Here is a 23,291-nt window from a genome sequence, read left to right as displayed (position 1 = left end):
GCATTCGGGCTCGCTTGATCGTCTCAACACCCCCCTCCACGCCCTTGACGCTAATCCACGCTCGAATATATTACGATCATCATTTTATTGATGGTGCGGTAGCGGGGGAATGCGTGATGGATGCGAGGATTGCCCTCGGAATTGTCGGCTTGGCCCTCACGGCCTGCTCGCCCGGTGAGACCGCCGTGTCACCTCAGCCGCCCCTGGTCCAGACCGTCGAGGTCGTGCGGGGCGGCGGTGGGATCGCGCGCTACACCGGCGTGATCCGGGCTCGGACCGAGAGCAATCTCGGCTTTCGCGTTGGCGGAAAGATCTTCGAGCGTCTCGTCGATCCGGGCGATCGGGTGACTCGCGGCCAGCCGCTGATGCGCCTGGACCGCACAGACTTCAGCCTCGCGCTCAATGCCGCCCGCGCCTCGGTGGAGGCGGCTCGCGCCCAGATGATCAAGGCGAAAGCCGATGAGGAGCGCAGCCGTAAGCTCGTCTCCGATGGTTGGACCTCGAAACAGACCTACGATCAGAACAAGGGTGCGGCCGATTCCGCCATCGCCCAGTTCGCCAATGCTGAGGCGCAGGCGAGCCAGATCGCCAACCAGGCCGGGTACTCCGAGTTGCAGGCGGATGCCGACGGGGTGGTGATGGAGGTGCCCTCCGAACCGGGACAAGTGGTCGCCGCCGGGCAGACCGTGGTGAAACTGGCGCGCGACGGCGCCCGCGAGGCCGAGGTGTTCCTGCCCGAGGGCAGCCGGCGCGCGGCGCAGGGGGAGGCCTCTGCCATTCTCTATGCGGAGGGCGAGGTGACCTATCCGGCGCGGCTGCGTGAGCTCTCCGCCACGGCGGATGCCGCGACCCGCACCTACAGGGCGCGCTACATCCTCGCCGGCGGCGGCGAGACCGCACCGCTGGGCGCCACGGTGACGCTTCAACTCAAATCCACCGATGCCGCACGGGCCGCCGCGGTGGCGGTGCCGCTCGGGGCCCTGTTCGACCAGGGTCAGGGCTCGTCGGTCTGGCGCTACGACGCGGCAACCGAGACGGTCTCGGCTCGATCCGTCGCCGTCGCCCGCATGGCCGAGGAGAACGCCGACATCGTCTCCGGCCTAAATCCCGGCGACCGGATCGTGGCCCTCGGCGCGCATCTTCTCAAGGCCGGGCAGAAAGTTCGGGTCGCTCCCTTCAGCACGATTGGAGCGGCACGGTGAGTGGCTTCAACCTTTCCGCGCTCGCCGTCCGGGAACGGGCGGTCACGCTCTTCCTGCTGATCGCGCTCACCGGCGCCGGCTTCTTCGCGTTCGAGAAGCTCGGTCGGGCCGAAGACCCCGCCTTCACCGTGAAGGTCATGGTGGTTTCGGCCGCATGGCCCGGCGCCACCACCGACGAAATGCAGCGCCAGGTCGCCGATCCGCTGGAAAAGCGTCTGCAGGAGCTCGTCTTCTACGACCGCGTCGAGACCACGGTCCGGCCGGGTCTCATGCTGATGAAGGTGCTGTTCAAGGACAACATGCCTCCGGCCAAGCTCCAGGCAGAGTTCTATCAGGCGCGCAAGAAGCTTTCCGACCAAGCCTCCAGCCTGCCGCGCGGCGTACTCGGGCCGTTGTTCAACGACGAATTCTCCGACATCTACTTCGCCCTCTACGCACTCCAGGCCAAGGATCTGCCGCATCGGCAGCTGGTAATGCGGGCGGAGGACCTTCGCCAGCGCCTGCTGCGCATACCCGGCGTCGAGAAGATCAACATCCTCGGCGAGCAGGCGCAGAAGATCTTCGTCGAGATCTCGTACCAGCGGCTCGCCACCCTCGGCATCACGGGCCAGCAATTGCTGGCGGCTCTCGCCAACCAGAACGACGTGACCCCGGCCGGCTTCGTCGAGGCGGGGGGACCACGCGTGTATCTCCGCCTCGACGGCGCCATCGATGGGCTCGATGCCATTCGCAACCTGCCCGTCGCGGCCGGTGATCGCAGCATCAAGCTCGGCGACATCGCGGAGGTCAAGCGCGGCTACGAGGACCCGAAGACCTTCGCCATCCGCAATGACGGCGAGCCCGCGCTGATGCTCGGCCTCGTGATGAAGCCCGGTTTCAACGGTCTGACCCTCGGCGCAGCGCTCAATGCCGAGGAGGTCGCGATCCATCATGAAACGCCCGTCGGCATCTCGTTCACGAAGATCACCGATCAGGCCAGGGTCATCGACGACGCCATCCACGAGTTCATGGTCAAGTTCTTCACCGCCCTGGGAGTGGTGATCGTGGTCAGCCTCGCCGCACTGGGATTTCGCGTGGGCATCGTGGTGGCGCTGGCGGTGCCGCTCACCCTGTCTGCAGTGTTCGTGGTGATGATGATCACGGGTCGCGATTTCGACCGCATCACGCTGGGCGCCCTCATCATCTCGCTCGGCCTCCTCGTCGACGACGCGATCATCGCCATCGAGATGATGGTGGTGCGCATGGAGGAGGGCGCCGACCGGATCGAGGCAGCGACCTATGCCTGGAGCGCCACCGCCGCGCCGATGCTGACGGGCACCCTCGTCACCATCGCGGGCTTTCTCCCCGTGGGCTTCGCGGCGTCCACGGCCGGCGAATATGCCGGGAACATCTTCTGGGTGGTGTCCTTCTCGCTCATCATCTCCTGGATCGTGGCCGTGACCTTCACGCCCTATCTCGGGGTCAAGCTCCTACCGGATATCAAGAAGGTGGAAGGCGGCCACGACGCGATCTACGCCACCCAGAACTACCAGCGCCTGCGCCGGATCGTGCGGATGTCGGTCGACCACAAATGGGTGGCGGCCGGCATCACCGTGGCCCTGTTCGCCGGGTCGGTGGTGGCCATGGGCAAAGTGGAGCAGCAGTTCTTTCCGAACTCGGAACGGGCAGAACTCATCGTCGAAGTGACCCTCCCGGCGGGCTCGGCCTTCGCCACCACCGAAGCGAGCGTCAAGCGTCTGGAATCCGCCCTGCGCGAGCTGCCGGAAGCCGGTGAGATCACGAGTTATGTGGGACAGGGCATGCCGCGCTTCGTGCTGTCCTTCGATCCCGAACTGCCCGATCCCGCCTTCGCGCAGATCGTGGTGCAGACCGCCGAAGCGGCGGCGCGCGACTCCCTGCGGACCAAGGTCCGCAAGCTGGTCGATGACGGGCGCTTCCCCGAGGCACGGGTGCGTGTCCTGCAGATCGTGTTTGGACCACCGATCCGCTTTCCCGTGGCCTTCCGGGTGGTCGGGCCGAATATCGACGTGATCCGAGGCATCGCCGCCGAGGTCAGCGACGTCATGTCGGCCAACCCGAACATGCGGATGGTTCATCTCGACTGGGGCGACAAGACACCCAACCTGCATCTCGCCCTCGACCAGGAACGCCTGCGCCTGATCGGCCTGACACCCAAGGAAGCCGGGCAGCAATTGCAGACCTACCTCAACGGCATGCCGGCGACCCAGGTGCGAGAGAACCTGCGCTCCGTCGACGTTCTGATCCGCAGCCCCGGCCCCGAGCGGCGCTCGCTCGGCGAGATCGGCGACCTCACCCTCGCGACGAAGGACGGGCGGCAAGTGCCCCTCTCCCAGATCGCGCGGCTCGAGAGCCGCAGCGAGGACTCGGTTCTGAAACGCTACAACCGCGAAAGCTACATCCGAGTGCAGGGCGACGTGCTCGACGGGAAGCAGCCGCCGGACATCCACGCCCAGATCTTTCCCCTCTTGGAACCGATCAAGGCCAAGCTTCCGCCGGGCTACCGCATCGATACGGCGGGCGCCGTGGAGGAAAGCGCAAAGGCGATGATGTCGCTGGTGGCGGTGTTCCCCATCATGCTGATTGTGACGCTTACGGTCATCATGATCCAGGTGCGGTCGTTCTCGACCATGTTCATGGTATTCGCCACCGCCCCCCTCGGTCTGGTAGGTGCCGCGCCGACCCTGCTGATCTTCCACCAGCCGTTCGGTTTCAACGCGATTCTCGGGTTGATCGCCCTGTCGGGCATCCTGATGCGTAACACGCTCATCCTCGTGGATCAGATCCACCATGACCGGGCGTCGGGACTGTCGGATTACGAGGCCATCGTCGAATCGACGGTACGGCGCGCCCGCCCGGTCATCCTGACAGCCGCCGCCGCCATGCTCGCCTTCATCCCGCTCACCCATTCGGTGTTTTGGGGCGCGCTCGCCTACGTCCTCATCGGCGGCGTCGGCGTCGGCACGGTGCTGACCCTGTTGTTCCTCCCGGCCCTCTATGCCCTGTGGTTCCGCGTGAACCGGGTGCCGGCGGGAGAGCGGGCATCGCACGGCTCGGCTTCGATGGCCCACCCGGCGGCGTCCTGAGCGGGAACTTCATCCGTGCCCAGTGTGCACGGGCATTCAGAGGATCGCGCGTTCATACCACGAATGCGTGGTACACCGATCGGCCCGCGACGGTGCCCCCCTTATGCGGGCCGATCGATCGTCAACAGCCTTCGTCTATCGACCGCCGCCCCCGCCGGTGTTGGGGATCGCGACTTCCGGCTTGTTGGCGTTGCCCGCGGCACCTGAATTGTTCGAACGGCTGTCCGCGCCGGTGGCACCATAGGCTTCGGTTCCAATGGAGCCCGGACCGCTGTTGTCGATGCCGCCCGGCTTGACCACCGGCACATCCGACGTGCCCGGCGAGGTCATGCGCGCCGGACCCGGCTGTTTGATCTCAGCAGGCCCCGTCGACTGCGCGAAGGCAGGTACCGAGGCGGTCAACAACACACTGGCGAGTAACGCGGCGCTCTTCGTCATCAAACATCCCAAAGTTCACGAGTGGATCTCTGGGACGTCAACCGATGCGGCCGACGAGAAGTTTCAAGCTTCGCGGGGGATCGTCTCGTACGGGCCTGCGGCTCTCGAGTCTCACAGGGAATGACTTCGGCGCTCAACGCAGGCGCACGGGCTCGTTACCCTCCGCCGGGTCGGCGGATATGCGATCGGCTTGCGGCAGGCTCAGCGCAGGCTCGTTCGACGGACGTCGATCTTCAAATACCGAATCGACGTCGCCGGGCTTGTCCGGAAGCTGGGGCCAAATCGGACGGTCGGGTTGTATCGGCTTCGCCATGAAACAGCCTCCCAGCAATAAACCTCAGGAATGCACCACTGGGATATAATATGCCAGAAAAGATTGCAAAGCAGCACGCCGCTTCATCCTGGCGGAGTTTCAACGACGGCGATGTCCCGGCAAAACGCTCGATATCCTGACGGATGAGACGGACCGGCCGGTCGAGGGCGTCCGTATCACCTTGGAAACTAGAGAAGCCCGCGCCGGGCATTCCCGACGCGGGCTTCTTCAAGGCGCGCGTATTCCACGGCATCGCCGCGTTGATGTGTCAGCCGCCGCTCATGCAACCGTGATCGAAGAAAGACGGGCTTACCGCTCGCCGAAGCCGGACAGAAGCTTCTCGATCTGGGCGAGTCCGTTCTCGCGGGCCTTGGCCTCGCTGGTCAGGCTACGATCCGAGCGCTGGACGAGCTTGCCGCCTTTGCGAATGGCCCACTGATAGGTCGCGCCCTCGGTGCGGGGGCTGAGGATTTCCAGGGTGTAGGGGTATGTCGATGTTTCGGTCATAGCCCCTATATGGCGCAAGGTTTCGGCGCCTTCCACCCTTTTATACCGCATCTCTGACCGGCGGATTGCGCGCGGACTTGCCGGTCTCGTCGTCCAAGTCGATTGCGCGGTGGCGTCGCCCTATCGCGGATCGCGTTCCGCACTCGCCAACACGTGGCTTGCGATACCTCCGGCGGTGGTGAGCCAGATGTCGTCGCGATGTGCGGCGATATGAGCGAGCGCCTCCCGCAGCGGCCGAAGCCGGTGCGGCTGGCCGACGATGTAGGGGTGCAGCGCGATCCCCATGACGAGGGGCGCCTCCCGTGATTGCACCAGCATCTCGTCGAACGCATCGACGATCATGGCGGCGAAGTCCCGAGCGGACTCCTTCCTTGCGACGATGGCGGGAATGTCGTTGAGTTCCTGTGGATACGGCACGGACAGGATTCGGCCGCCGTCGCGGGTGGAGAACCAGACCGGCTGGTCGTCATGCGCCCAGTCGAGGAGATACCGGTAGCCCGCCTCCGCCAGGAGATCTGGCGTGACGCGGGATTGCGAGATCCAGGGACCGAGCCATCCGGCGGGGGGCTTGCCTTCCTCCCGCGTCAGGGTGGCGGTCGCCGCGGCGATGAGTGCCCGCTCGGCATCCTCGTCGAGGCCGCCCTGGCGCTCGGCATTGGTGCGGCCATGCCCGACGATCTCGTCGCCCCGCGCCCGGAAGGCCTCGATCAGCCCGGGACAATCCTCGTAGAGCCGGCTGTTGGCCAGCACGCTGGCGGGAAGGCGAAGCTCATCGAAGAGGGCCTTCATCCGAAAGGCACCGACGCGATTGCCCCAATCGCGCCAGGCGTAGTTCAGCACGTCCGGCTGAGGGCCGCCGGGAGCCAGTTCAGCGCCGAGGCCCGAACCGAAATCGAAGGTTTCGAGATTGAGCGCCACGTAGACCGCCAGGCGCTTGCCCCCCGGCCAATCGTAGACCGGGCGGTCGGGCAGAGCGCTATAGGCATAGCGGCCATGGTGTTTCGCAGCGTCCGTCAAAGCGTCGCGCTCCCTCATCTGTCTCATAGGCTCAGACTGTCACGCGGCGCCGAGATAGGCAGCGGCGAGGCCTTCATCGGCGGAGAGTTCCGCCGCCGATCCGGTGGCGACGACGCGGCCCTGCTCCAGAACGTAGCCACGATCGGCCACGGTCAAGGCCAGTGCGGCCATCTGGTCGACGATGAGGATGGTGATGCCCTGGTCGCGCAGCTCCGCCACCACGGCGTAGAGGGCGTTGATCATGGAGGGCGCGAGCCCGAGCGAGGGTTCGTCGAGGAGAAGAATGCGCGGATGCGCCATCATCCCGCGCGCGATGGCGAGCATCTGCTGCTCCCCGCCCGACAGCAGGCCGGCCCGGCTCGTCGCCCGGTCGCGCAGGCGGGGGAACCGGTCGAGCAGGGCCTCCAGCTCGCTCGGATCGATGGGCGTCTTCCGTCCATGCGCGCCGAGGCGCAGGTTCTCCACCACCGACAGTTCCGGGAAGACCTGCCGGCCTTCGGGCACGAGGGCGAGGCCGAGGCGGGCGATGGCGTGGGCCGGTAGGCCGGCGATGGAGCGGTCCTCCAGGATCACCGCGCCTTCCACGGGACGCAGCAAGCCGCTGAGCGCCCGCATGGCGGTGGATTTGCCGGCCCCGTTCGCCCCGAGGAGCGCCACGGTCTCACCGGGCCGGACATCGAGAGAGAGACGGTCGAGCACCGGGGCGGCACCGTAGCCGGCGGTAAGGTGGAGGGCCGAGAGAACCGCGTCGGCGGGCCCCTTCCAAGGGGACGGACGCGGCCGGCCAGGGGTGTCGGCGCCACCGAGATAGGCCTGCAGAACGGCGGGATCGGACCGTACCGTGGCGGCGTCCCCCTGTGCGATGGGTCGTCCGGCATCCATGACGAGGATATGGTCAGAGATGCCCATGACGAGGGGCATGTCGTGTTCGACGAGGACCACCACGATGCCGCATTCGGCGATGCGCCGCAGCAGCCCGCCCAGGCGGTCGGTATCGGCACGGGTGAGGCCCGCCGCCGGCTCGTCGAGGAGGAGGACGCGCGGCCGGCCAGCAAGGGCGCGTGCGATCTCGACGAGGCGGCGGTCCACATGCGGCAGTTCGGCGGCGGGCCGGTGGAGCGCCCCGGTGAAACCGACGAAGGCGAGGAGGGCGGTGGCAGCGGCGACGTCGCTTCGCGCACCTGCCCTGAACAGGCGTCCGGGGGCGATGGCGAGGGCCACGTTGTCGATGACCGAGAGGGAGCCGAACAGCCGCGTGGTTTGGTAGGTCCGCGCGATGCCGGCACGGGCGATGCGGTGGGCGGGCAACCCGGCGAGATCCCGACCCGCGAGTCGGATCGCCCCGGCACCGGGCCGGTAGAAACCCGACACGATGTTGAGCACGGTGGTCTTGCCGGCCCCGTTCGGGCCGATGATGCTGGTGACGGCTCCGGGGACGGCGGTCACCGAAACGTCCTGCGCCGCCTTGATGCCGCCGAAGCTGATGCCGATTCCCTCAACCGCGAGCGCCTCGGGCTGCGGCTGGGCCAGATAGGATACGACGTCGCCGCCGGCTCCGGACGCGCCCCCGGAGAGACGACGCGGCAGCAGCCGGGCGAGACTGCCGACGATGCCCGCCGGTACCAGCCACAGCACCACCAGCGTCGCGAGGCCGAAGAACAGCAGGCGATATTCGGCGAGGCCCGACAGGGTCTCCGGCAGGAGAACGGTGACGAGGGCACCGAAAAGTGGCCCCAGCACCGTCCCGGCACCGCCCACCACCACCGAGAGCACGAACAGGATCGACTGGGTGAACGGGAACGAACTCGGCGCGATGAACAGCATCAAGGGCGGCAGCACTGCCCCCGCGAGGCCGGTCAGTGCCGCCGAGATCATGAAGGCCAGGGTCTTCACCCGCACCGGATCGAAGCCGAGGGACGCGGCGGCCACGTCCGCGTCCCGCACCGCCCGCATGGCGAGGCCGAGACGGCTGCGCGCGAGGCGGTGAAAGCCGTAGAGGGCGAGGCCGGCGCCGAGCACCGACAGGATCGCGAGTTCGCGCTCCAGGAACGGGAATCCGAACAGGGTCGGGCCGGTGGCGATGACGAGGCCGTTCTGGCCTCCCGTGAGCGTGCCGCCCTCGATCAGCCCATGCTCGACGATGAAGCCGAAGGCGATCGTCACCATGGCGAGGTAGGGCCCCTTCACCCGCATGGCGGGGATCGCGAGCACGCCACCGAGAACACCGGAGAGCAGGCCGGCGGCGGGGAGCGCCAGCCAGAAGCTGGTTCCGGAGAGGGTGAGGATGGCGCTCGCATAGGCGCCGATCGCATAGAAGCCGGCATGGCCGAAGGAGATCAGGCCGGTGAGGCCGAGAAGGACGTTCAGTCCCGTTCCGGCCAGAGTCGTCAGCGCCACGAGGGCGATGATGAAATGGCTGTAGCCGTCGGTGGCGGCCACGAGGCCGATTCCCGCAACAGTGAGGGCGAGAATGACGAGGGGGAGGGCGGAGCTTCCGGCGCGCATCGGCTCAGACCTTGTTCACGGCGGCCCGGCCGAGAAGGCCGTCGGGGCGCAGCGCCAGCGCGAGGATGATCACCGAGAACACGACAATCTGCGTGTAGCCGGAGCCGAGATAGCCGGTGACCAGGGCTTCGACGATGCCGTAGAGCAGCCCGGCCAGGACCACGCCGGTGGCGGAGCCGATGCCGCCGAGAATGGCGACGGCGAAGGCCTTGATGCCGAACAGGGTGCCCATCTCGGCCGAGACCGAGAACAGCGGCGCGATGAGGAGCCCGGCCGCCCCCGCGAGGAGGGCGGAGAGCGCGAAAGCGCAGGCCACCGTGCGACGCACGTCGATGCCCATCAGCCGCGCGGCGTCGGCATTCTGCGCCACCGCCAGGAGAACCCGGCCGAGATCGGTCCGGCGAAACACCGTGCGGATGGCGAAGGCGACGGCGAGGCCGACCACCGGGATCACGATCTGCAGCGGGTAGATTCCGGTGCCGAACAGGTCGACGGGCTCCCGCGCCAGCGGAGAAGGCAGGCTGCGCGGCTCCTTGCCGAAGGTAAACAGGATGACATTGTCGAGCACCACGCCGCCCGCCACCGTGGCCAGCAGCCAGGCATCGGAGCGACGCTCGACGAAGGGACGCACCAGGATGCGTTCGACCACGACGCCGAGGAGCGCGCAACCGGCAAGGGCCACCGCCACCGCCAGGGGCATCGGCCAGCCGAGCGTGATGCCGAGCATGTAGCCGAGCACCGCCCCGAGGGTGACGGCGCTCCCTTGCGCGAAGTTCACGGTGCCGGAGACGGCATAAGTCACATGGAAGCCGAGGGCGATGAGCCCGTACATGCTCCCGAGACCGAGGCCGCTCACGAGGGAGCCGGTCAACATGGAATTCTCTCTTTCGCCGTATCATCGAGCCAATCCCACCCGGCCATCTTACCCAGAGGCGGCGGGTGGGATGACCAGCAATGGCCGCCCGCTCAGTTCGACACGGCGACGATCTCGCCGTCCTTGAACCGCGTGAACACGTAATCCTGCGGACCGAGCGCGTCGTGACGGTCCGGGGCGAAGGGCTTGTCGTAGGTCTTGATCAGGCCGGGATAGGTGACGATCTTGTAGAAGCCGTCGCGCACGTCCGGCCCCTTGGTGGATTTGGCCTCGCCGATCGCGAGAGCCAGAAGATGCGTCGCGTCGTAGGCGTTGGCGATGCCCACCGCCGGGGTCACGTCGGCCATGGACTTGATCGCCGGGTACTTCGCCTTCAGGGCATCGAGCACGGCGACGGCCTTGGGCGAGGCGTTGCCGGCGAAGGTGAAGGTCTGGATGAAATGGACCTTGGCCGCGCTCGGGCCGGCCAGTTCGTCGAAACGACCGCCGGCCGGTCCCCAATGCGACACGACGGGAACGGTCCAACCCATCCGGTCGAGGGATTTGACCACCTGGGCCGAGGGTCCGACATTGCCGACCATGAACAGGGCGTCGGCGCCGGCCTCCTTCAGCCGGGTCAGCTGGGGCACCATGTCGACATCGGACGCCTCGAACTTCTCGATGCCGGCGGCAGGCAGGCTCGCGGCCTTCAGGGCCGCCGTGAGGCCCTGCTGGTTCGACTCGCCCCAGGCGTTGTTGACGAGGATCATGCCGGGCTTCTTGGCCTCGTAGGTCTTGACGGCGTAGGCGACGAGGGCCTCGTCCACGAGAGCGTCCACCGCCGAAACCCGGAACGCGTAATTGTCGGCGGCACCGTTGCGGGTGATGCCGGTGCCCGCCGCCCAGGGGCCGAGGAAGGGCACCTTCATCTGGTTGGCGATGGGCACGATCGCCATGGAAACCGGCGTGTCGAGACCGCCGACCAGGGCCACCACCCCAACGCGCTGAATCAGCTCTCGGGCGGCGAGCACACCCTTCGACGGGTTGGCCTCGTCGTCGCGGGCCACGAGTTCCAGGGGCCGTCCGAGGACGCCGCCAGCCGCGTTGATCTCGTCGATGGCGAGCCCGATGCCGCGGGAGATCGCCTCGCCCGATTTCGCCGATTGACCGGACAGGGCGGTGACGAGGCCGATCTTGATCGATTCTGCCGCCTCGACCGGCGCGATCAGCGCGAGCCCGATCAGGGCGGTCGCCCCGAGGGCGAGGCGGCGGGTCATCGGCGACGGGCTGTGCTTGCGCATGGATCGGACCTCCGGAAGAATTGCATCCATTGCCGCAACCGCCATGCCATTTGTCAGGCTGTTGAAAAAACAGGATTATTTATCAAGGCACCGAACTCGCTGCCCGCTTTCACGCCAAACTGCATACAGTTATTGCATGCACTTTGGCCGAGCTTCGGGCAGTCTCAGGATCGAATGGAGAGTGAGAGCATGAGCGCCATGTCCAGAACCGACACCGGGGCCGACGCGGCCATCGTCACCGCCTATCTTGAGGCCTCCATGGTGCCGGACCCGGAGACAGCGGCGGGCTACATGGCGCCGGGGATCGAGATCGTCTTCACCGGCGCCCGCGTCTTCCGGCATCCGCGCGAGGTCACTGCCTTCAATGCCGGCCGCTATGCCTGGGTGAAGAAGCGCATGGAGCGGCTGGATGTGGTGCCGGGGGAGGGGTTCACCACGGTCTACAGTCTCGGCACACTCTACGGCGAATGGCCGGACGGAACCCCGTTCGAGGGCAACCGCTACGTGGACCGCTTCACCGTACGCGACGGGCTGATCGTGACGATGGAGGTCTGGAACGACAGCGCAGAACGGCTGCTGACGAAGCACGGCGTCTCGGCATAGGCGAGCGCGCTCAGGCGTCGGCTCCGGCGAGCCGCCGCGTATCGACGAAGGTGCGGCCATCCGCGAAACGATAGCTGACGCTCTCCGAGAATCGGCCGTTGGCGCGGACCAGGATGGCGGCGGGGCGGGTGAGATCGTCCGTCCGCGCCAGAGCCTCAGCGACGGTCATCGGCACGTCGCGCCCGCCGCCTAGCTGACGCCACCATTGCACCGCCTTCTCGCGGCCATAGCCGGCCTGCTCCAGGGCGACCCGAACCCGGTGGCTCGATCCGTCCTCGGTCTGGAACTCGACGTCGAGGCTGCCCGACGCCGCATGGCGACCGAGCCGCCATCGGGAGACCCCTCGCCAGACCGGAACCGCGCGGGACAGGATCGGATGCTCGTCATCGGCCGCCGCCTCGTGACCCGGCCCATCCTCGTCAGTCTCGTCCGGCTCGACCCAACATCCCTCGCAAGTGCTGGCATTGAGGGCGATGAGCGCGCCGCAGCCGGGGCAGGGCTTGGCCCGCACCTCCCCCTCCCGGCCCTTGATGGCGGCGGCACTGCGCGCGGTGACGATGTCCACCGGCCCGTGCATTCGCACCAGCCCGGCATAGTCGAGGATCAGCGCATCGGACTTGCCCGGCGCGGTGCGCAGGGCACGGCCCACCTGCTGGACATAGAGCCCCGTACTCTGGGTCGGCCGCAACAGGGCGATGAGATCCACCCGCGGCACGTTGAAGCCGGTGGAGAGGACGCCCACCGAGGTGAGGCAGCGCAGGCGCCCGGCGGTGAAGTCGCGCACGATCCGGTCGCGCTGACGCTTGCCGGTCTCGCCCGTCACCATCTCGCAGCTGAAGCCCTCCGCCCGCACCGCATCGCGCACCGCCTCCGCATGGGCGACGCCGGCGCAGAAGGCGAGCCAGGCCCGGCGGTCGCGGCCGAAACCGGCCATTTCCTCCACCGCCGCGCGGGTGATCCAGTCCTGGTTCACCGCCGCTTCGAGGGCGCTGGGAATGTAGTCGCCGCCGCGCTTGGCCACGCCCGAGACGTCGAGCGCCGTGGCGGTGGCCTTGCAGATCAGGGGGGCGAGGTAGCCCTGGTGGATCAGGTCGCCGACATTGGCCTCGTAGACGATCCGCTCGAACAGCCGGCCTTCGCCCTCGTCGAGACGGCCGCTATCGAGACGGTACGGCGTCGCGGTGAGGCCGACGACGCGCAGGTCGGGCCGCGCATCGCGCAAGGCCGTGAGGAACCGGCCGTAGCGGGTCTCGGCATCTCGTGGGATCAGATGGGCCTCATCCACCACCACGACGTCGAAGGCGCCGATGGCGTCGAGGCGGTTCCAGACCGATTGGATGCCGCAGAGCAGGACCTGCGTTGCGGTGTCGCGCCGATTAAGACCGGCCGAGTAGATGCCGGCCGGCGCATCCGGCCAGTAGGTCATGAGCTCACGATGATTCTGGGCGATGAGCTCGCGGGTATGGGTGACGATGGCGATCCGCGCCTCAGGGCGGTCGGCGATCACCTCCCGCACCAGGGCTGCAATGACGAAGGCCTTACCTGCCCCCGTGGGCAGGACGATCAGCCCGTCACCGGTCTCGTCGCGCCACGAGGCGTAGAGGGCATCGAGGCTGGCACGCTGGTAGGGTCTCAGGTTCATCGCCGGCTCTGTAGGGCCGTTCGCACCGAACCGGAACACCGCCCGGCGGAATGCGGTCTCGCTCGGTCGGTCAAGCCTCTTCGCCGACCACCTCGTCGCGCATCACCCGCGCGATGCGTTCCACCATGCCCTGAGACAGCCGGACGAACTGCCCGGTGCCATGCCCACGCCCATCGAGCAACTCGGCGAAGACGGGTTTCGCGGGCTCGCAGACCAGGGCCGCCACCGGCCTCGTATTGCGCCGCTTGGCCCGCAGCCGCTCGGCCAGCGCATCGGGAACGAACGGTTCGCGCAAGGCGGGCTTCTCCTGTCAGGGCCGGCGGTCCGAGGAGAGGGGCCTAGGCTTTCAGGGTTGCCGAGAGATTAAGGCCGGTGGATTGCCTGCGTCACGCGTTGCCGCCTCCAAGCCATGAAATACGCTGGACGACCTGAAGCAGCCGCCGGGCAAAATGCACCCGCTGCTTCATGATCGCGCCGGCACACACGCCATCTGGATCAACGGAGCCTATCGTGTGTGTTTCCGGCGGACCGAGGCAGGACCGGCCGAGGTGGAGATCATCGATGACCACTGAGACGACCAACAGCAATCGGGGACACCACCGCCATGCCGCCCGATGACCAAACCGACGTGGTTCTCCCGCCCATGCATCCCTGGGAGGTTCTCCGCGAAGAGTTCATGCTCCCCCTCGGTCTCAGCGCCGGCAGGGTCGCCAGAGCCTGAGGGGTGCCGCGAACCCGGATCGAACGCGTCGCCGCCGAGGAAATCGGCATCTCCACCGACACCGCACTGCGGCTGGGGCGGTTCTTCAAGACCAGCCCCGACCTTTGGGTCAATCTGCAGAAGCGGTGCGAGATCGAGTCGCTCTTCCGGGAGATCGGCGCCGATATCGAGAGGATCGTGCCGTTCGAGCAGGAGGCCGTCTGACAGTCGGGGCAGAGCCCTTCATCAACCGGTCCGGCGCCGCAGGGCGCTCTTCTCGGTGACGTAGGGCGCGAGGACCCGGCTGAGGTCGCGGTCTCGCGGCGGCTCGGCGACGATGTGCGCGCGCACCGCCACGGCATCGAGGTGGTGATCCATCAGGTGGCTCGCCCGGTCGACGTCGCCGGCCATCAGCGCGGCCACGATCTCGCGGTGCTCGTTGACCGCGCAATCCGACGAATGCGGCCGGCTGTAGAGCGAGAGGGTCAGCGCGCAGCGATAGCCGAGCTCGGCCACGTAGCGGACCAGGACGGGGCTGCCGGTCATCCGCGCCAGAAGCAGGTGGAACTCGGTGGCGAGGCGGATCGACGGGGCGTCGGGTCCACCGCGAACGGCGTCTTCCTGGTCGATATGGGCCAGCAGGATCGCTTCCTGCTCGGCGGTGAGGCGACCGGCCAGGCGCTGGACCACGAGGCGCTCGAGGGAGATGCGGACCTCGAACGTGTCGCGCGCTTCTTCCCAACTCGGTGTCGCCACGATGGCGATCCGGTTGCGACGGAGTTCCACCAGCCCCTCGCCCGCGAGTTGTCCCAAAGCCTGCCGCGCGATGGTGCGGCTCACGCCGAAGCGCTCGCCCAGGGCATCCTCCGGCAGGCGATCACCGGGCGCCAGCGCACGCTCGACGATGGCGCGGCGCAGAGACTGACACATCATCCCCACGCGATCCTTGGCCGCCTGCGTCTCAACTCCCGCCATCGCCCACTCACATTCCTCTCTCGCAGCGCTTCGATCACGGCCGTGTCTCCGGCACGCTCTCCGTCATCGTCCGCCGAAGACGACACCGTCATGCATGAGAGAGACCAAAGCTGAGCGGCAATGAAAGACTCAGTCAGAAGTTGCAAGCTCGGAGCTGGGCGAAACAGCGCTATGCTGGACGTCCCCCGGCGTACCTGCCATCACCTCGACACTCTGAGCAATGGGTCGGAGACGCCCTCGACGGCCCTCCCTGTTCGAGCCGCCCGCTGCCCGTCAATCGTGCCCTGCGAGCAACCCGATGCCGATGCTCTCGCTCCTGTCGCTGCGTGCCCGTATCGAGGCGGGGTCGCTCACCCCCGCGCAGGCGGTGGCACTGACTCGCGAGGCGATGGCGGAGCACGAGCCCTCCGTCCGCGCCTTCGTGACGACCGATCCCGATCCGCACGTCCCCGATGCGGGACCGCTCGCCGGCATCGCAGTCGGCATCAAGGACATCGTCGATACCGACCACCTGCCGACGCAGATGGGGTCGTCGATCTATGCCGGTTGGCAACCGCGCGCCGATGCCCCCATCGTGGCGCGGCTGAAGCGCCTCGGCGCGGTGCCCCTGGCCAAAACCACCACGACCGCTTTCGCCTTCATCGACCCGACGGAAACATACAATCCCCGTGCGCCCGGCCGGACGCCGGGCGGATCGTCCGCCGGTTCGGCGGCGGCGGTGGCCGCTGGCATGCTGCCGCTGGCGCTGGGAACCCAGACCGGCGGCTCGGTGATCCGGCCGGCGGCCTATTGCGGCGTGGTCGGCGTGAAACCCTCGTTCCGGCTACTGCCGACAATCGGGGTGAAGTGCTTCTCCTGGACCCTGGATACGCTCGGCCTGTTTGCCGCCAGCGCGGCCGATGCTGCCCATGCCCTCGCCCTCATCGCCGGCCGGCCGGAGATCGACCAGCCGGCCTCGGTGCCGCGGATCGGGCTCTTCGTTCCGGAGTATTGCGAGGCTGCCGAACCCGACGCGCTGCATGCCCTCGAACGGGCACGGGCGATGGCTGAAGCGGCGGGCGCCGGCATCCGCGCCTTCACGCTGCCCGACGAGTTCCGCCACGCCTTCGAGGAGCATGCGACGATTCAAGATTTCGAATCCGCGCAGGCCCTGGCCTGGGAATACGAATCCCATCGCGCTTCCCTGCCGCCGCTCCTGCGCGCCCATCTCGACAAGTCCCGAACCATCGAGGCGACCGCCTACGACGCCGCCCGGCGCGCGGCGCATCACGCCAGACGCAGCTTGCGGGACATCCTGCGCAGTTCCGACATCGACGTCCTGCTGACGGTATCCGCCCCGGGCCAGGCGCCGGTGGGGTACGCCTCCACCGGCGATTCCCGCTTCAACCGGCTCTGGACGATGATGGGCGTGCCCTGTGTGACCGTCCCCGTGCCGGGGGAGGGGCCACCGCTCGGCGTTCAGATCATCGCCCGTTTCGGCGACGATGCGAGGGCGCTCTCGGCTGCGAAGTTCCTAGAGAAGGCTTTCGCCGAAAGGCCATGACCTCATCCCGAGTATCCGTGCGCCGGTACACGTCGGCGGATCGCTTGGGCGAGGCTCAAGCAGGGCGAGACCGTAACGCGTCGAGCGTCACGAAAACGCCGGTGTCGCGATGCAGGAACGTATGAAGCGGCGTCGCGCCGACGATTTCTTCCAGATCGATCCGCCGAACGGTGAGCCACCTCTTCATGCGCCTGCTTCGGCTTTTCGCGATCTTGCCGCTCCTCGTGTCGACGCAGATGATCCACGCGGCGGAGGCCCCGCCGGCAAGCGGTTCCACCACGCCCGCACCCGCGGTGACCATCGTGTCGGCCGCCAACCGCGAGATCGTCGAGCAGGCGGTGGTCACCGGCACCCTGGTCCCGCGTGACGAGATCCTGGTGGCGCCCGAGATCGAGGGCTACCGGATCACCGAATTGCTGGTGGAAGAGGGCGCCGAGGTCGAGAAGGGGCAGGTCCTGGCCCGGCTTTCCCTCGAGATGATCGCGACGCAGGAAGCGGCCAACGTCGCCGCCATCGCCAAGGCCCAGGCGGCGATCGTCCAGGCCCGCAGCCAGATCGTCCAGTCCGAGGCGGCGCAGACCGAGGCCAATCTCTCGCTGGAGCGCGCCCGCTCCCTCATCAAGACCGGGAACGCCACGGCGGCGGTACTGGAGCAGCGGGTCTCGGCCGCTCAAGGCGGCGAAGGCAGGCTCGCCGCCGCGAAGGGCGGCCTGCAGCTCGCCGAGGCCGATCTCGCGGCTGCGCGGGCGCAGAGCAACGAGATCGCTCTTAAGCGCGCGCGCACCGACATCAAGGCCCCCGACGGCGGCGTCGTCAGCCGCCGTACCGCCAGGATCGGCGCGGCGGCGACGTCCACGGGCGAACCGCTGTTCCGGCTCATCGCGCGTGGCGAGATCGAACTCGAAGGCGAGGTGCCGGAAACATGGATGCCCCGGATCAAGCGCGGCGACGCCGTGCGCCTCGAGGCCGAGCAGGGCCGGATGGTGACGGGTAAGGTCCGGCGGATCGACCCCGAGATCGACCGGCTGACGCGCCTCGGAAAGATCCGCATCAGCCTCGACCGCGACCCGTCCCTGCGCATCGGCGCCTTCGCCCGCGGCAAGGTCGAGGTGGCGCGGCGGGACTCCGTGGCCGTTCCCCTCTCCGCGCTGCTCTACGGGATCGACGGTTCCGCCCTCGTCTACGTGGTTGAGGACGGCACAGTGGAGGCCCGCAAGGTCGCAGCCGGCCTCGCGGCCGACGGTTTCATGGAAATCCGCGACGGGTTGAAAGCCGGCGAGGCCGTCGTCGCGCGAGCCAGCAGCTTCCTGCGCCATGGCGACCGGGTGCGGCCGGTGCAGCCGAAGACCGACGCGGCCGCCACCGCGACGTCGCGCTGAGAATCGGACCAAACCGACCATGCGCCTCAACATCTCCGCCTGGGCGATCCGCAAGCCGATCACCTCGATCGTACTGTTCCTCGTCCTGATGATTCTCGGGCTCGTGAGCTTCCGTTCGCTGCCGATCACGCAGTTCCCGAACATCGACATCCCGATCGTGGCGATCCAGGTCACCCAGGCCGGCGCGGCTCCCTCGGAGTTGCAGACCCAGGTGACGAAGGTGGTCGAGGATGCCGTCGCGGGGGTGAAGGGCGTCAAGCATATCATCTCGACGATCTCGGAGGGCGTCTCCGCCACCACCATCGAGTTCCGCCTCGAAGTGAACGTGGACCGCGCCGTCAACGACGTGAAGGACGCCATTGCCAAGGTGCGGGTGACCCTGCCGCGCACCATCGACGAGCCGATCATCAGCCGCGTCGAGATCGCCGGGTTGCCGATCATGGTCTACGGCGCCTCTGCGCCGGCCATGACGCCGGAAGACCTGTCCTGGCTCATAGACGACGTCATCGCCCGGCAGGTCCAGGGCGTGAAGGGCGTCGGCGGCGTCGAGCGCCTGGGCGGTGTCGCCCGCGAGATCCGCGTGACGCTCAAACCCGACCGACTGCTGGCGCTGGGCATCACCGCGGCGGACGTGAACCGCCAGCTCCGCCTCACCTCGGCCGACATGGCGGGCGGACGCGGCGAACTCGGCGGCCAGGAACAGTCGATCCGGACGCTGGCCGGCGCCGCAAGCCTCGACACCCTCGCCCAGACTTCGATCATCGTGCCGGGCAACCGCAAGGTCCGCCTCGACGAGTTGGCGACGCTGGTGGACGGTTCGGAGGAGCCGCGCACCTTTGCGCGCTTCAACGGCGAGCCCGTTGTCGCTTTCGCGATCTCGCGGGCGACAGGCGCCAGCGATGCCGAGGTCGCCAGCGCAGTGGCGCGCAAGATCGCCGATCTCGCGGCGAAGAATCCCGGTGTCCGGTTCGACCTGATCGACACCTCCGTCATCAACACGGTGGGCAACTACCATTCGGCGATGCAGAGCCTGATCGAGGGCGCGGCGCTGGCCGTCATCGTCGTGTTCCTCTTCCTTCGCGATTGGCGGGCGACGCTCATCGCCTCGATCGCGTTGCCCCTCTCGGTGCTGCCGACCTTCTGGGTGATGAGCACCCTCGGCTTCTCGCTCAACGCCGTCAGCCTGCTCGCCATCACCCTCGTCACCGGCATCCTGGTGGACGATGCCATCGTCGAGATCGAGAACATCGTCCGGCACATGCGGATGGGGAAATCCGCCTACCGGGCGGCTCTCGAGGCCGCCGACGAGATCGGCCTCGCGGTCATCGCGATCACGGCGACGATCATCGCCATCTTCGCGCCGGTCTCCTTCATGAGCGGCATCGCCGGCCAGTATTTCAAACAGTTCGGCCTTACCATTGCGGCGGCCGTGTTCATGTCCCTTCTGGTAGCGCGCTTGATCACACCGCTGCTCGCCGCCTATTTCCTGCGCGATCACGGACCGGATCATGAGCGCGAGGGTCCGGTCATGCGGGCGTATACCCGCGTGGTCGCGTGGTCGGTGCGGCACAAGTTCATCACCCTGGTGGTGGGGCTCGCCTGTTTTGCCGGATCGATCATGTCCACCGGGCTGCTGCCCGCCGGCTTCCTTCCCGCCGAGGATGCGGCGCGGACGATCTTCGTGGTCGAACTGCCGCCCGGCGCCCGCCTCGCCGACACCACCCGCGTCACTGACGGCATCGTCGACAGGATCAAGGCCCTGCCCGAAGTTCGCAGCGTGTTCGTGGATGGCGGCCGCCAGTTGCCGGCCAAGAAGGAGGTGCGGCTCGCAAGCTTCACCATCAACCTGACGCCGAAGAGCGCGCGCCACCGCACGCAGAAGCAGCTCGACAAGATCATCGGCGCGATCCTGCGCGAGGAGCCGGACATCCGGTTCTGGTCCCTGCGTGATAGCGGCCAGCGCGATCTCGCCCTCATCGTCTCGGGGCCGGACCTGCGTCTCGTCTCGGAGACGGCGGCACGGCTGCAACGCGAGGCGGCCTCCGTGCCCCACCTCGTCAACGTTCTGTCCACGGCCCCCCTCGACCGGACCGAGATCCGCATCCGCCCGAAGGCCGGCGTCGCAGCAGACCTCGGAGTCTCCACGGACCTCATCGCCGAGACCGTGCGGGTAGGGACGATCGGCGACATCGGCGCCAACCTCGCCAAGTTCAACGCCGTCGACCGCCAGGTTCCGATCCGGGTGCAGCTGCCGCTCGCCCTGCGCGGAGACCTGTCCCAGCTGGAGAGCCTGAAAGTCCCGGTGAAGGGGGGCGCCTCCGTTCCCCTCTCCACGGTGGCCGATCTCAGCCTCGGTCGCGGCCCCACGGCCATCGACCGCTACGACCGCTCGATCCGCGTGGCCCTGGAGGCCGACATGGAGGGCTCGGACGCCCTGGGCACCCTGATCGAATCCGTGATGGCGCTGCCGACCGCAAAAAACCTGCCGCCGGGCGTCGCCATCAGCCAGACCGGCGACGCGGAAATCATGGGCGAGGTGTTCGAAGGCTTCGCTCTCGCCATGGGTGCCGGCCTCATGATGGTGTTCGGCGTGCTGGTGCTGCTGTTCGGCAACTTCCTTCAGCCGCTCACCATCCTGTTCTCGCTCCCTCTCTCCATCGGCGGGGCGATCCTCGGACTGCTGATCTTCCACATGCCGATCTCTATGCCAGTGGTGATCGGCATCCTGATGCTCATGGGTGTGGTGACCAAGAACGCCATCATGCTGGTGGATTTCGCCATCGAGGAGATGGCACGGGGCGTCGACCGAGCCACCGCCATCATCGATGCGGGGCGCAAGCGCGCCCGCCCCATCGTCATGACCACCATCGCCATGGCGGCAGGCATGGTGCCATCAGCCATGGCGCTCGGCATCGGCGGCGAATTCCGCGCGCCCATGGCGGTCGCGGTCATCGGTGGCCTCATCGTCTCGACCGGCCTGTCGCTGATCTTCGTGCCGGCGATCTTCGTCCTGGTGGACGACCTGTCGCGCTTCTTCGTCCGGCTCTTCGGCCGCTTCATCGGGCGAAAGGACGAACCCACCGAAGGGGCCTTCGCACTGCCGACCAAACTCGCCAATGACGGAAACAGCTTTTCGTCACGCTCGGCGGCGGAGTAGCCGCAGCGGTCAGCCCTTCTTGTCGAGGGGACGTCCCAGCAGCCGTGCGAACTCCGCTTCGATCTCTTCCACCGAGAACGGATTCTGGCTCGTGGGCTCGGCTCGGCTCGGAGCGGGCACCGGCTGCGGGGTGGGAGGAGGCGGCGGGGCCGGAAGGAACACGTCCGGTGCGGTTGAACCCGGTTCGCTCCGTGCAGGATCGCTCGGCCCGGCATCTGCGACCACCGGCTGGGCAGGAGCCGGCTGGGCCTTCGGAGAAGCCGTCGGCGCCTCATTCGGAAGGACCTCCGCTGGCGCGGCCATGGCGGCCGCCATCGGGTCGATCGGCTGGTCCGCCTTAATCTTCTCAGCAGCAACGGATTCGGGACGAGGTTCGGGCTTTGCCGCGACTTTGGGCTCGACGGGGGGCGTCTTAGGCGGTGTCGTGGGGACGGCCTGGGAAGCCGGGGAGATTGCGGCCGATGGCCGGCGCAGGGCCTCCTCGAGCTGCCTTGCCATGTCGGACAAGATGGCTGCGTCCACGGGACGGGAACTCGTCGGCCGGACCAAGGGCGGCGGAACGGCGGGAACCTGCTCCACGACCGGCGCGGGTTTCGCGGGAGGTTGCGGCCGCGCCGCTTTCTCCGGGCTCGCTGCCTCGATCACGACGGAAGCGACCGGGGCGGGTGTAGCCTCCGGCACCGCTGCCCGCTTTGGAGGTTCCACGGCAGGAACGATCGGTTCGGCGGCGCCGTCCGACTGGGTGTCCGCCGGCCGAGGCCGGTCCGGGGATTCGGGCTTCAGATTGGCCAGCGGGGGCGGGTTCCGTCGCGCAGCCTTTGCCGCCAGCAGATCGGCTTTGGTGAAGCGGGAAGCCGGCTTCGCCTCGGGGGCGGCATCGCCACGAGGTTCGACGGTCGGGTTGACGATCGCAGCCGGTTCCGGAGCCGGCGCCCTGGGCTCGTCGAAGACGGGAGGCTGCATGACCGGCGGAGCGGCCGGCGCGGGCAGATCGACAGGCCGCGGAGGATCGAAGACCGGCTCTTCGGGGAGCGGCTCGACCCTTGCTGCCTCGTCGAGAGGGAGCCGCGCACCGGCGCCTCGGTGAATGTTGCGCTCCACGATGACGTCGTTGGGGCCGCCGACGAGGAGCAGATGCTCGACATTGTCCCGGCGCAGCAGGATCAGCTGCCGCTGCCGGTCGAGTTCGTAGATGTCGACGATGCCGAGACGGGGCTGACGGCCGCGCGGACCGGATTTCGACAGGGCCATGCCCCTGCCGGAGAACCGCCGGAAAATCAGGACGATGGCGGCCAGAACGGCGAAAATGACGGCGAATATGATCAGGAATTGGAGCGGAAAGGAGCCGTCCGAATTAAAGAACGCTGACAAGATCGGGCTCTTTCGGGTTTCGGGCCGGAGGCCCTACGCAGCACAGGTTGTCCTGATATCACGGCCAGGGTGGACGAAGGCAATAAGGTTAAGACTTCGTTAACAGGCAACTTCCGCGCCGAGCATCTGCTGCTGGCCGATAGGCTCTTAACCGGACGTTAACCATGGAGGCGGCAGATTTTGCCCATCGCTCCGGGGTCGTCCGGCGGCGCCGAGGGGCTCCGAGCACCGTGTCCGTCACCGATCTTCCCATCCTCTCCATGCTTCGCACGCGGATGCAGTGGCATCAGACGCGCCAGAAGCTGCTCGCCGAGAACGTCGCAAACGCCGACCTGCCGGGTTTCAAGCCGCGCGATCTGGCGAGCCCCAGCTTCGGCGGCGGGACCGGCGACCTCGCCCAGCCCTCCGGATCCACGGGCGGCAACTCGGGCCTCGCCGTCACCAGCCCGGCTCACATCGCCCTCAACGGCGGCCCCGAAGGCCCGGGCGCGGAGCCGCGCCGCTTCAACGGGTTCGAGATCAGGCCGAGCGGGAACGGGGTCAATCTCGAGGAGGAGATGATGAAGGCCGGCGACAACCAGGCCGATTATCAGCTCGCCGCGACGATGTACCAGAAGAGCCTCGACAAGCTGAAGATCGCCATCGGCAAGCGCTGATCGTACCGCCCCCCCGAGCTTGCGG

General features: G+C 67.7%; 19 protein-coding genes and 1 pseudogene. 8 read left to right on the top strand and 12 right to left on the bottom strand.

All coding sequences use genetic code 11. From position 1 onward, the window contains the following. Positions 1 to 116 precede the first annotated feature (116 nt). Positions 117 to 1,202: an efflux RND transporter periplasmic adaptor subunit gene (locus K368_RS0122330; protein ID WP_027174288.1), complete on the top strand. Its 1,086-nt coding sequence runs from the start codon at positions 117 to 119 to the stop codon at positions 1,200 to 1,202. After that, entirely contained in the window at positions 1,199 to 4,306 is a 3,108-nt protein-coding gene (locus K368_RS0122325; RefSeq protein WP_027174287.1) for an efflux RND transporter permease subunit, read from the top strand. The genes K368_RS0122330 and K368_RS0122325 overlap by 4 nt, the downstream gene beginning before the upstream one ends. Before the next feature lie 135 nt (positions 4,307 to 4,441). Here K368_RS0122325 and K368_RS0122320 read toward each other — a convergent pair whose 3' ends face one another. The 7 genes from K368_RS0122320 to K368_RS0122295 all read right to left on the bottom strand — a co-directional run bounded on the left by K368_RS0122320 (position 4,442) and on the right by K368_RS0122295 (position 11,240). Beyond that, complete coding sequence (locus tag K368_RS0122320; protein WP_027174286.1) at positions 4,442 to 4,744, bottom strand: hypothetical protein; 303 nt, start codon at positions 4,742 to 4,744, stop codon at positions 4,442 to 4,444. A 133-nt stretch (positions 4,745 to 4,877) separates the two neighbouring features. Continuing rightward, the gene (locus tag K368_RS26920; RefSeq protein WP_155935288.1) at positions 4,878 to 5,057 is read right to left on the bottom strand and encodes a hypothetical protein; all 180 of its coding nucleotides are present in this window, start codon (positions 5,055 to 5,057) and stop codon (positions 4,878 to 4,880) included. A gap of 309 nt (positions 5,058 to 5,366) precedes the next feature. Further along, on the bottom strand, positions 5,367 to 5,564 hold the full coding sequence (locus K368_RS0122315) for a hypothetical protein (RefSeq protein ID WP_018042694.1): 198 nt from the start codon (positions 5,562 to 5,564) through the stop codon (positions 5,367 to 5,369). Between the two features lie 120 nt (positions 5,565 to 5,684). Beyond that, positions 5,685 to 6,599, bottom strand: a complete 915-nt coding sequence (locus K368_RS0122310) for a polysaccharide deacetylase family protein (RefSeq protein WP_027174285.1) — start codon at positions 6,597 to 6,599, stop codon at positions 5,685 to 5,687. A 21-nt stretch (positions 6,600 to 6,620) separates the two neighbouring features. Next, positions 6,621 to 9,086, bottom strand: coding sequence for a branched-chain amino acid ABC transporter ATP-binding protein/permease (locus K368_RS0122305; RefSeq protein WP_027174284.1), 2,466 nt, complete (start codon positions 9,084 to 9,086; stop codon positions 6,621 to 6,623). Positions 9,087 to 9,090: 4 nt separating this feature from the next. Next, the gene (locus K368_RS0122300; protein WP_027174283.1) at positions 9,091 to 9,960 is read right to left on the bottom strand and encodes a branched-chain amino acid ABC transporter permease; all 870 of its coding nucleotides are present in this window, start codon (positions 9,958 to 9,960) and stop codon (positions 9,091 to 9,093) included. 92 nt (positions 9,961 to 10,052) lie between these two features. Further along, positions 10,053 to 11,240 carry an ABC transporter substrate-binding protein gene (locus K368_RS0122295; RefSeq protein ID WP_027174282.1) on the bottom strand — a complete coding sequence of 396 codons (1,188 nt, stop codon included), beginning with the start codon at positions 11,238 to 11,240 and terminating at the stop codon, positions 10,053 to 10,055. A gap of 189 nt (positions 11,241 to 11,429) precedes the next feature. Between K368_RS0122295 and K368_RS0122290 the strand changes: the two genes are divergently transcribed. Continuing rightward, entirely contained in the window at positions 11,430 to 11,843 is a 414-nt protein-coding gene (locus K368_RS0122290; RefSeq protein ID WP_027174281.1) for a nuclear transport factor 2 family protein, read from the top strand. 10 nt (positions 11,844 to 11,853) lie between these two features. Here the strand turns inward: K368_RS0122290 and K368_RS0122285 are convergent, their stop codons facing one another. Both K368_RS0122285 and K368_RS0122280 read right to left on the bottom strand, forming a co-directional pair. Next, positions 11,854 to 13,485, bottom strand: coding sequence for a DEAD/DEAH box helicase (locus tag K368_RS0122285; RefSeq protein WP_027174280.1), 1,632 nt, complete (start codon positions 13,483 to 13,485; stop codon positions 11,854 to 11,856). A gap of 70 nt (positions 13,486 to 13,555) precedes the next feature. Beyond that, complete coding sequence (locus tag K368_RS0122280) at positions 13,556 to 13,780, bottom strand: hypothetical protein (RefSeq protein ID WP_027174279.1); 225 nt, start codon at positions 13,778 to 13,780, stop codon at positions 13,556 to 13,558. Between the two features lie 309 nt (positions 13,781 to 14,089). Between K368_RS0122280 and K368_RS25345 the strand changes: the two are divergent. Beyond that, positions 14,090 to 14,410: pseudogene (locus K368_RS25345) on the top strand (HigA family addiction module antitoxin). 21 nt (positions 14,411 to 14,431) lie between these two features. Here the strand turns inward: K368_RS25345 and K368_RS0122265 are convergent. Beyond that, the gene (locus K368_RS0122265) at positions 14,432 to 15,160 is read right to left on the bottom strand and encodes a GntR family transcriptional regulator (RefSeq protein WP_027174278.1); all 729 of its coding nucleotides are present in this window, start codon (positions 15,158 to 15,160) and stop codon (positions 14,432 to 14,434) included. A gap of 304 nt (positions 15,161 to 15,464) precedes the next feature. Here K368_RS0122265 and K368_RS0122260 point away from each other — a divergent pair, with 304 nt between their 5' ends. Continuing rightward, positions 15,465 to 16,703 (top strand): amidase, encoded by a 1,239-nt coding sequence (locus K368_RS0122260; RefSeq protein WP_027174277.1) that lies wholly within the window; start codon positions 15,465 to 15,467, stop codon positions 16,701 to 16,703. Between the two features lie 55 nt (positions 16,704 to 16,758). Here K368_RS0122260 and K368_RS27505 read toward each other — a convergent pair whose 3' ends face one another. Beyond that, complete coding sequence (locus K368_RS27505) at positions 16,759 to 17,019, bottom strand: hypothetical protein (protein WP_245259714.1); 261 nt, start codon at positions 17,017 to 17,019, stop codon at positions 16,759 to 16,761. Here K368_RS27505 and K368_RS0122250 point away from each other — a divergent pair. Both K368_RS0122250 and K368_RS0122245 read left to right on the top strand, forming a co-directional pair. Next, entirely contained in the window at positions 16,940 to 18,082 is a 1,143-nt protein-coding gene (locus tag K368_RS0122250) for an efflux RND transporter periplasmic adaptor subunit (RefSeq protein ID WP_245259707.1), read from the top strand. The two genes, K368_RS27505 and K368_RS0122250, sit on opposite strands and share 80 nt — an antisense overlap. Positions 18,083 to 18,101: 19 nt before the next feature. Next, a complete protein-coding gene (locus tag K368_RS0122245) occupies positions 18,102 to 21,239 on the top strand; it encodes an efflux RND transporter permease subunit (RefSeq protein WP_027174275.1) in 3,138 nt (1,045 codons plus the stop codon). Positions 21,240 to 21,248: 9 nt separating this feature from the next. Here K368_RS0122245 and K368_RS0122240 read toward each other — a convergent pair whose 3' ends face one another. After that, a complete protein-coding gene (locus K368_RS0122240) occupies positions 21,249 to 22,610 on the bottom strand; it encodes a hypothetical protein (protein WP_027174274.1) in 1,362 nt (453 codons plus the stop codon). Between the two features lie 230 nt (positions 22,611 to 22,840). Between K368_RS0122240 and flgB the strand changes: the two genes are divergently transcribed. Then, positions 22,841 to 23,266: a flagellar basal body rod protein FlgB gene (gene flgB / locus K368_RS0122235; RefSeq protein WP_027174273.1), complete on the top strand. Its 426-nt coding sequence runs from the start codon at positions 22,841 to 22,843 to the stop codon at positions 23,264 to 23,266. Positions 23,267 to 23,291 lie beyond the last annotated feature (25 nt).

Origin of the sequence: Methylobacterium sp. 10, assembly GCF_000519085.1 — a bacterium.
Taxonomy (GTDB): Bacteria; Pseudomonadota; Alphaproteobacteria; order Rhizobiales; family Beijerinckiaceae; genus Methylobacterium.
This window is presented reverse-complemented; position numbering and strand designations above follow the sequence as displayed.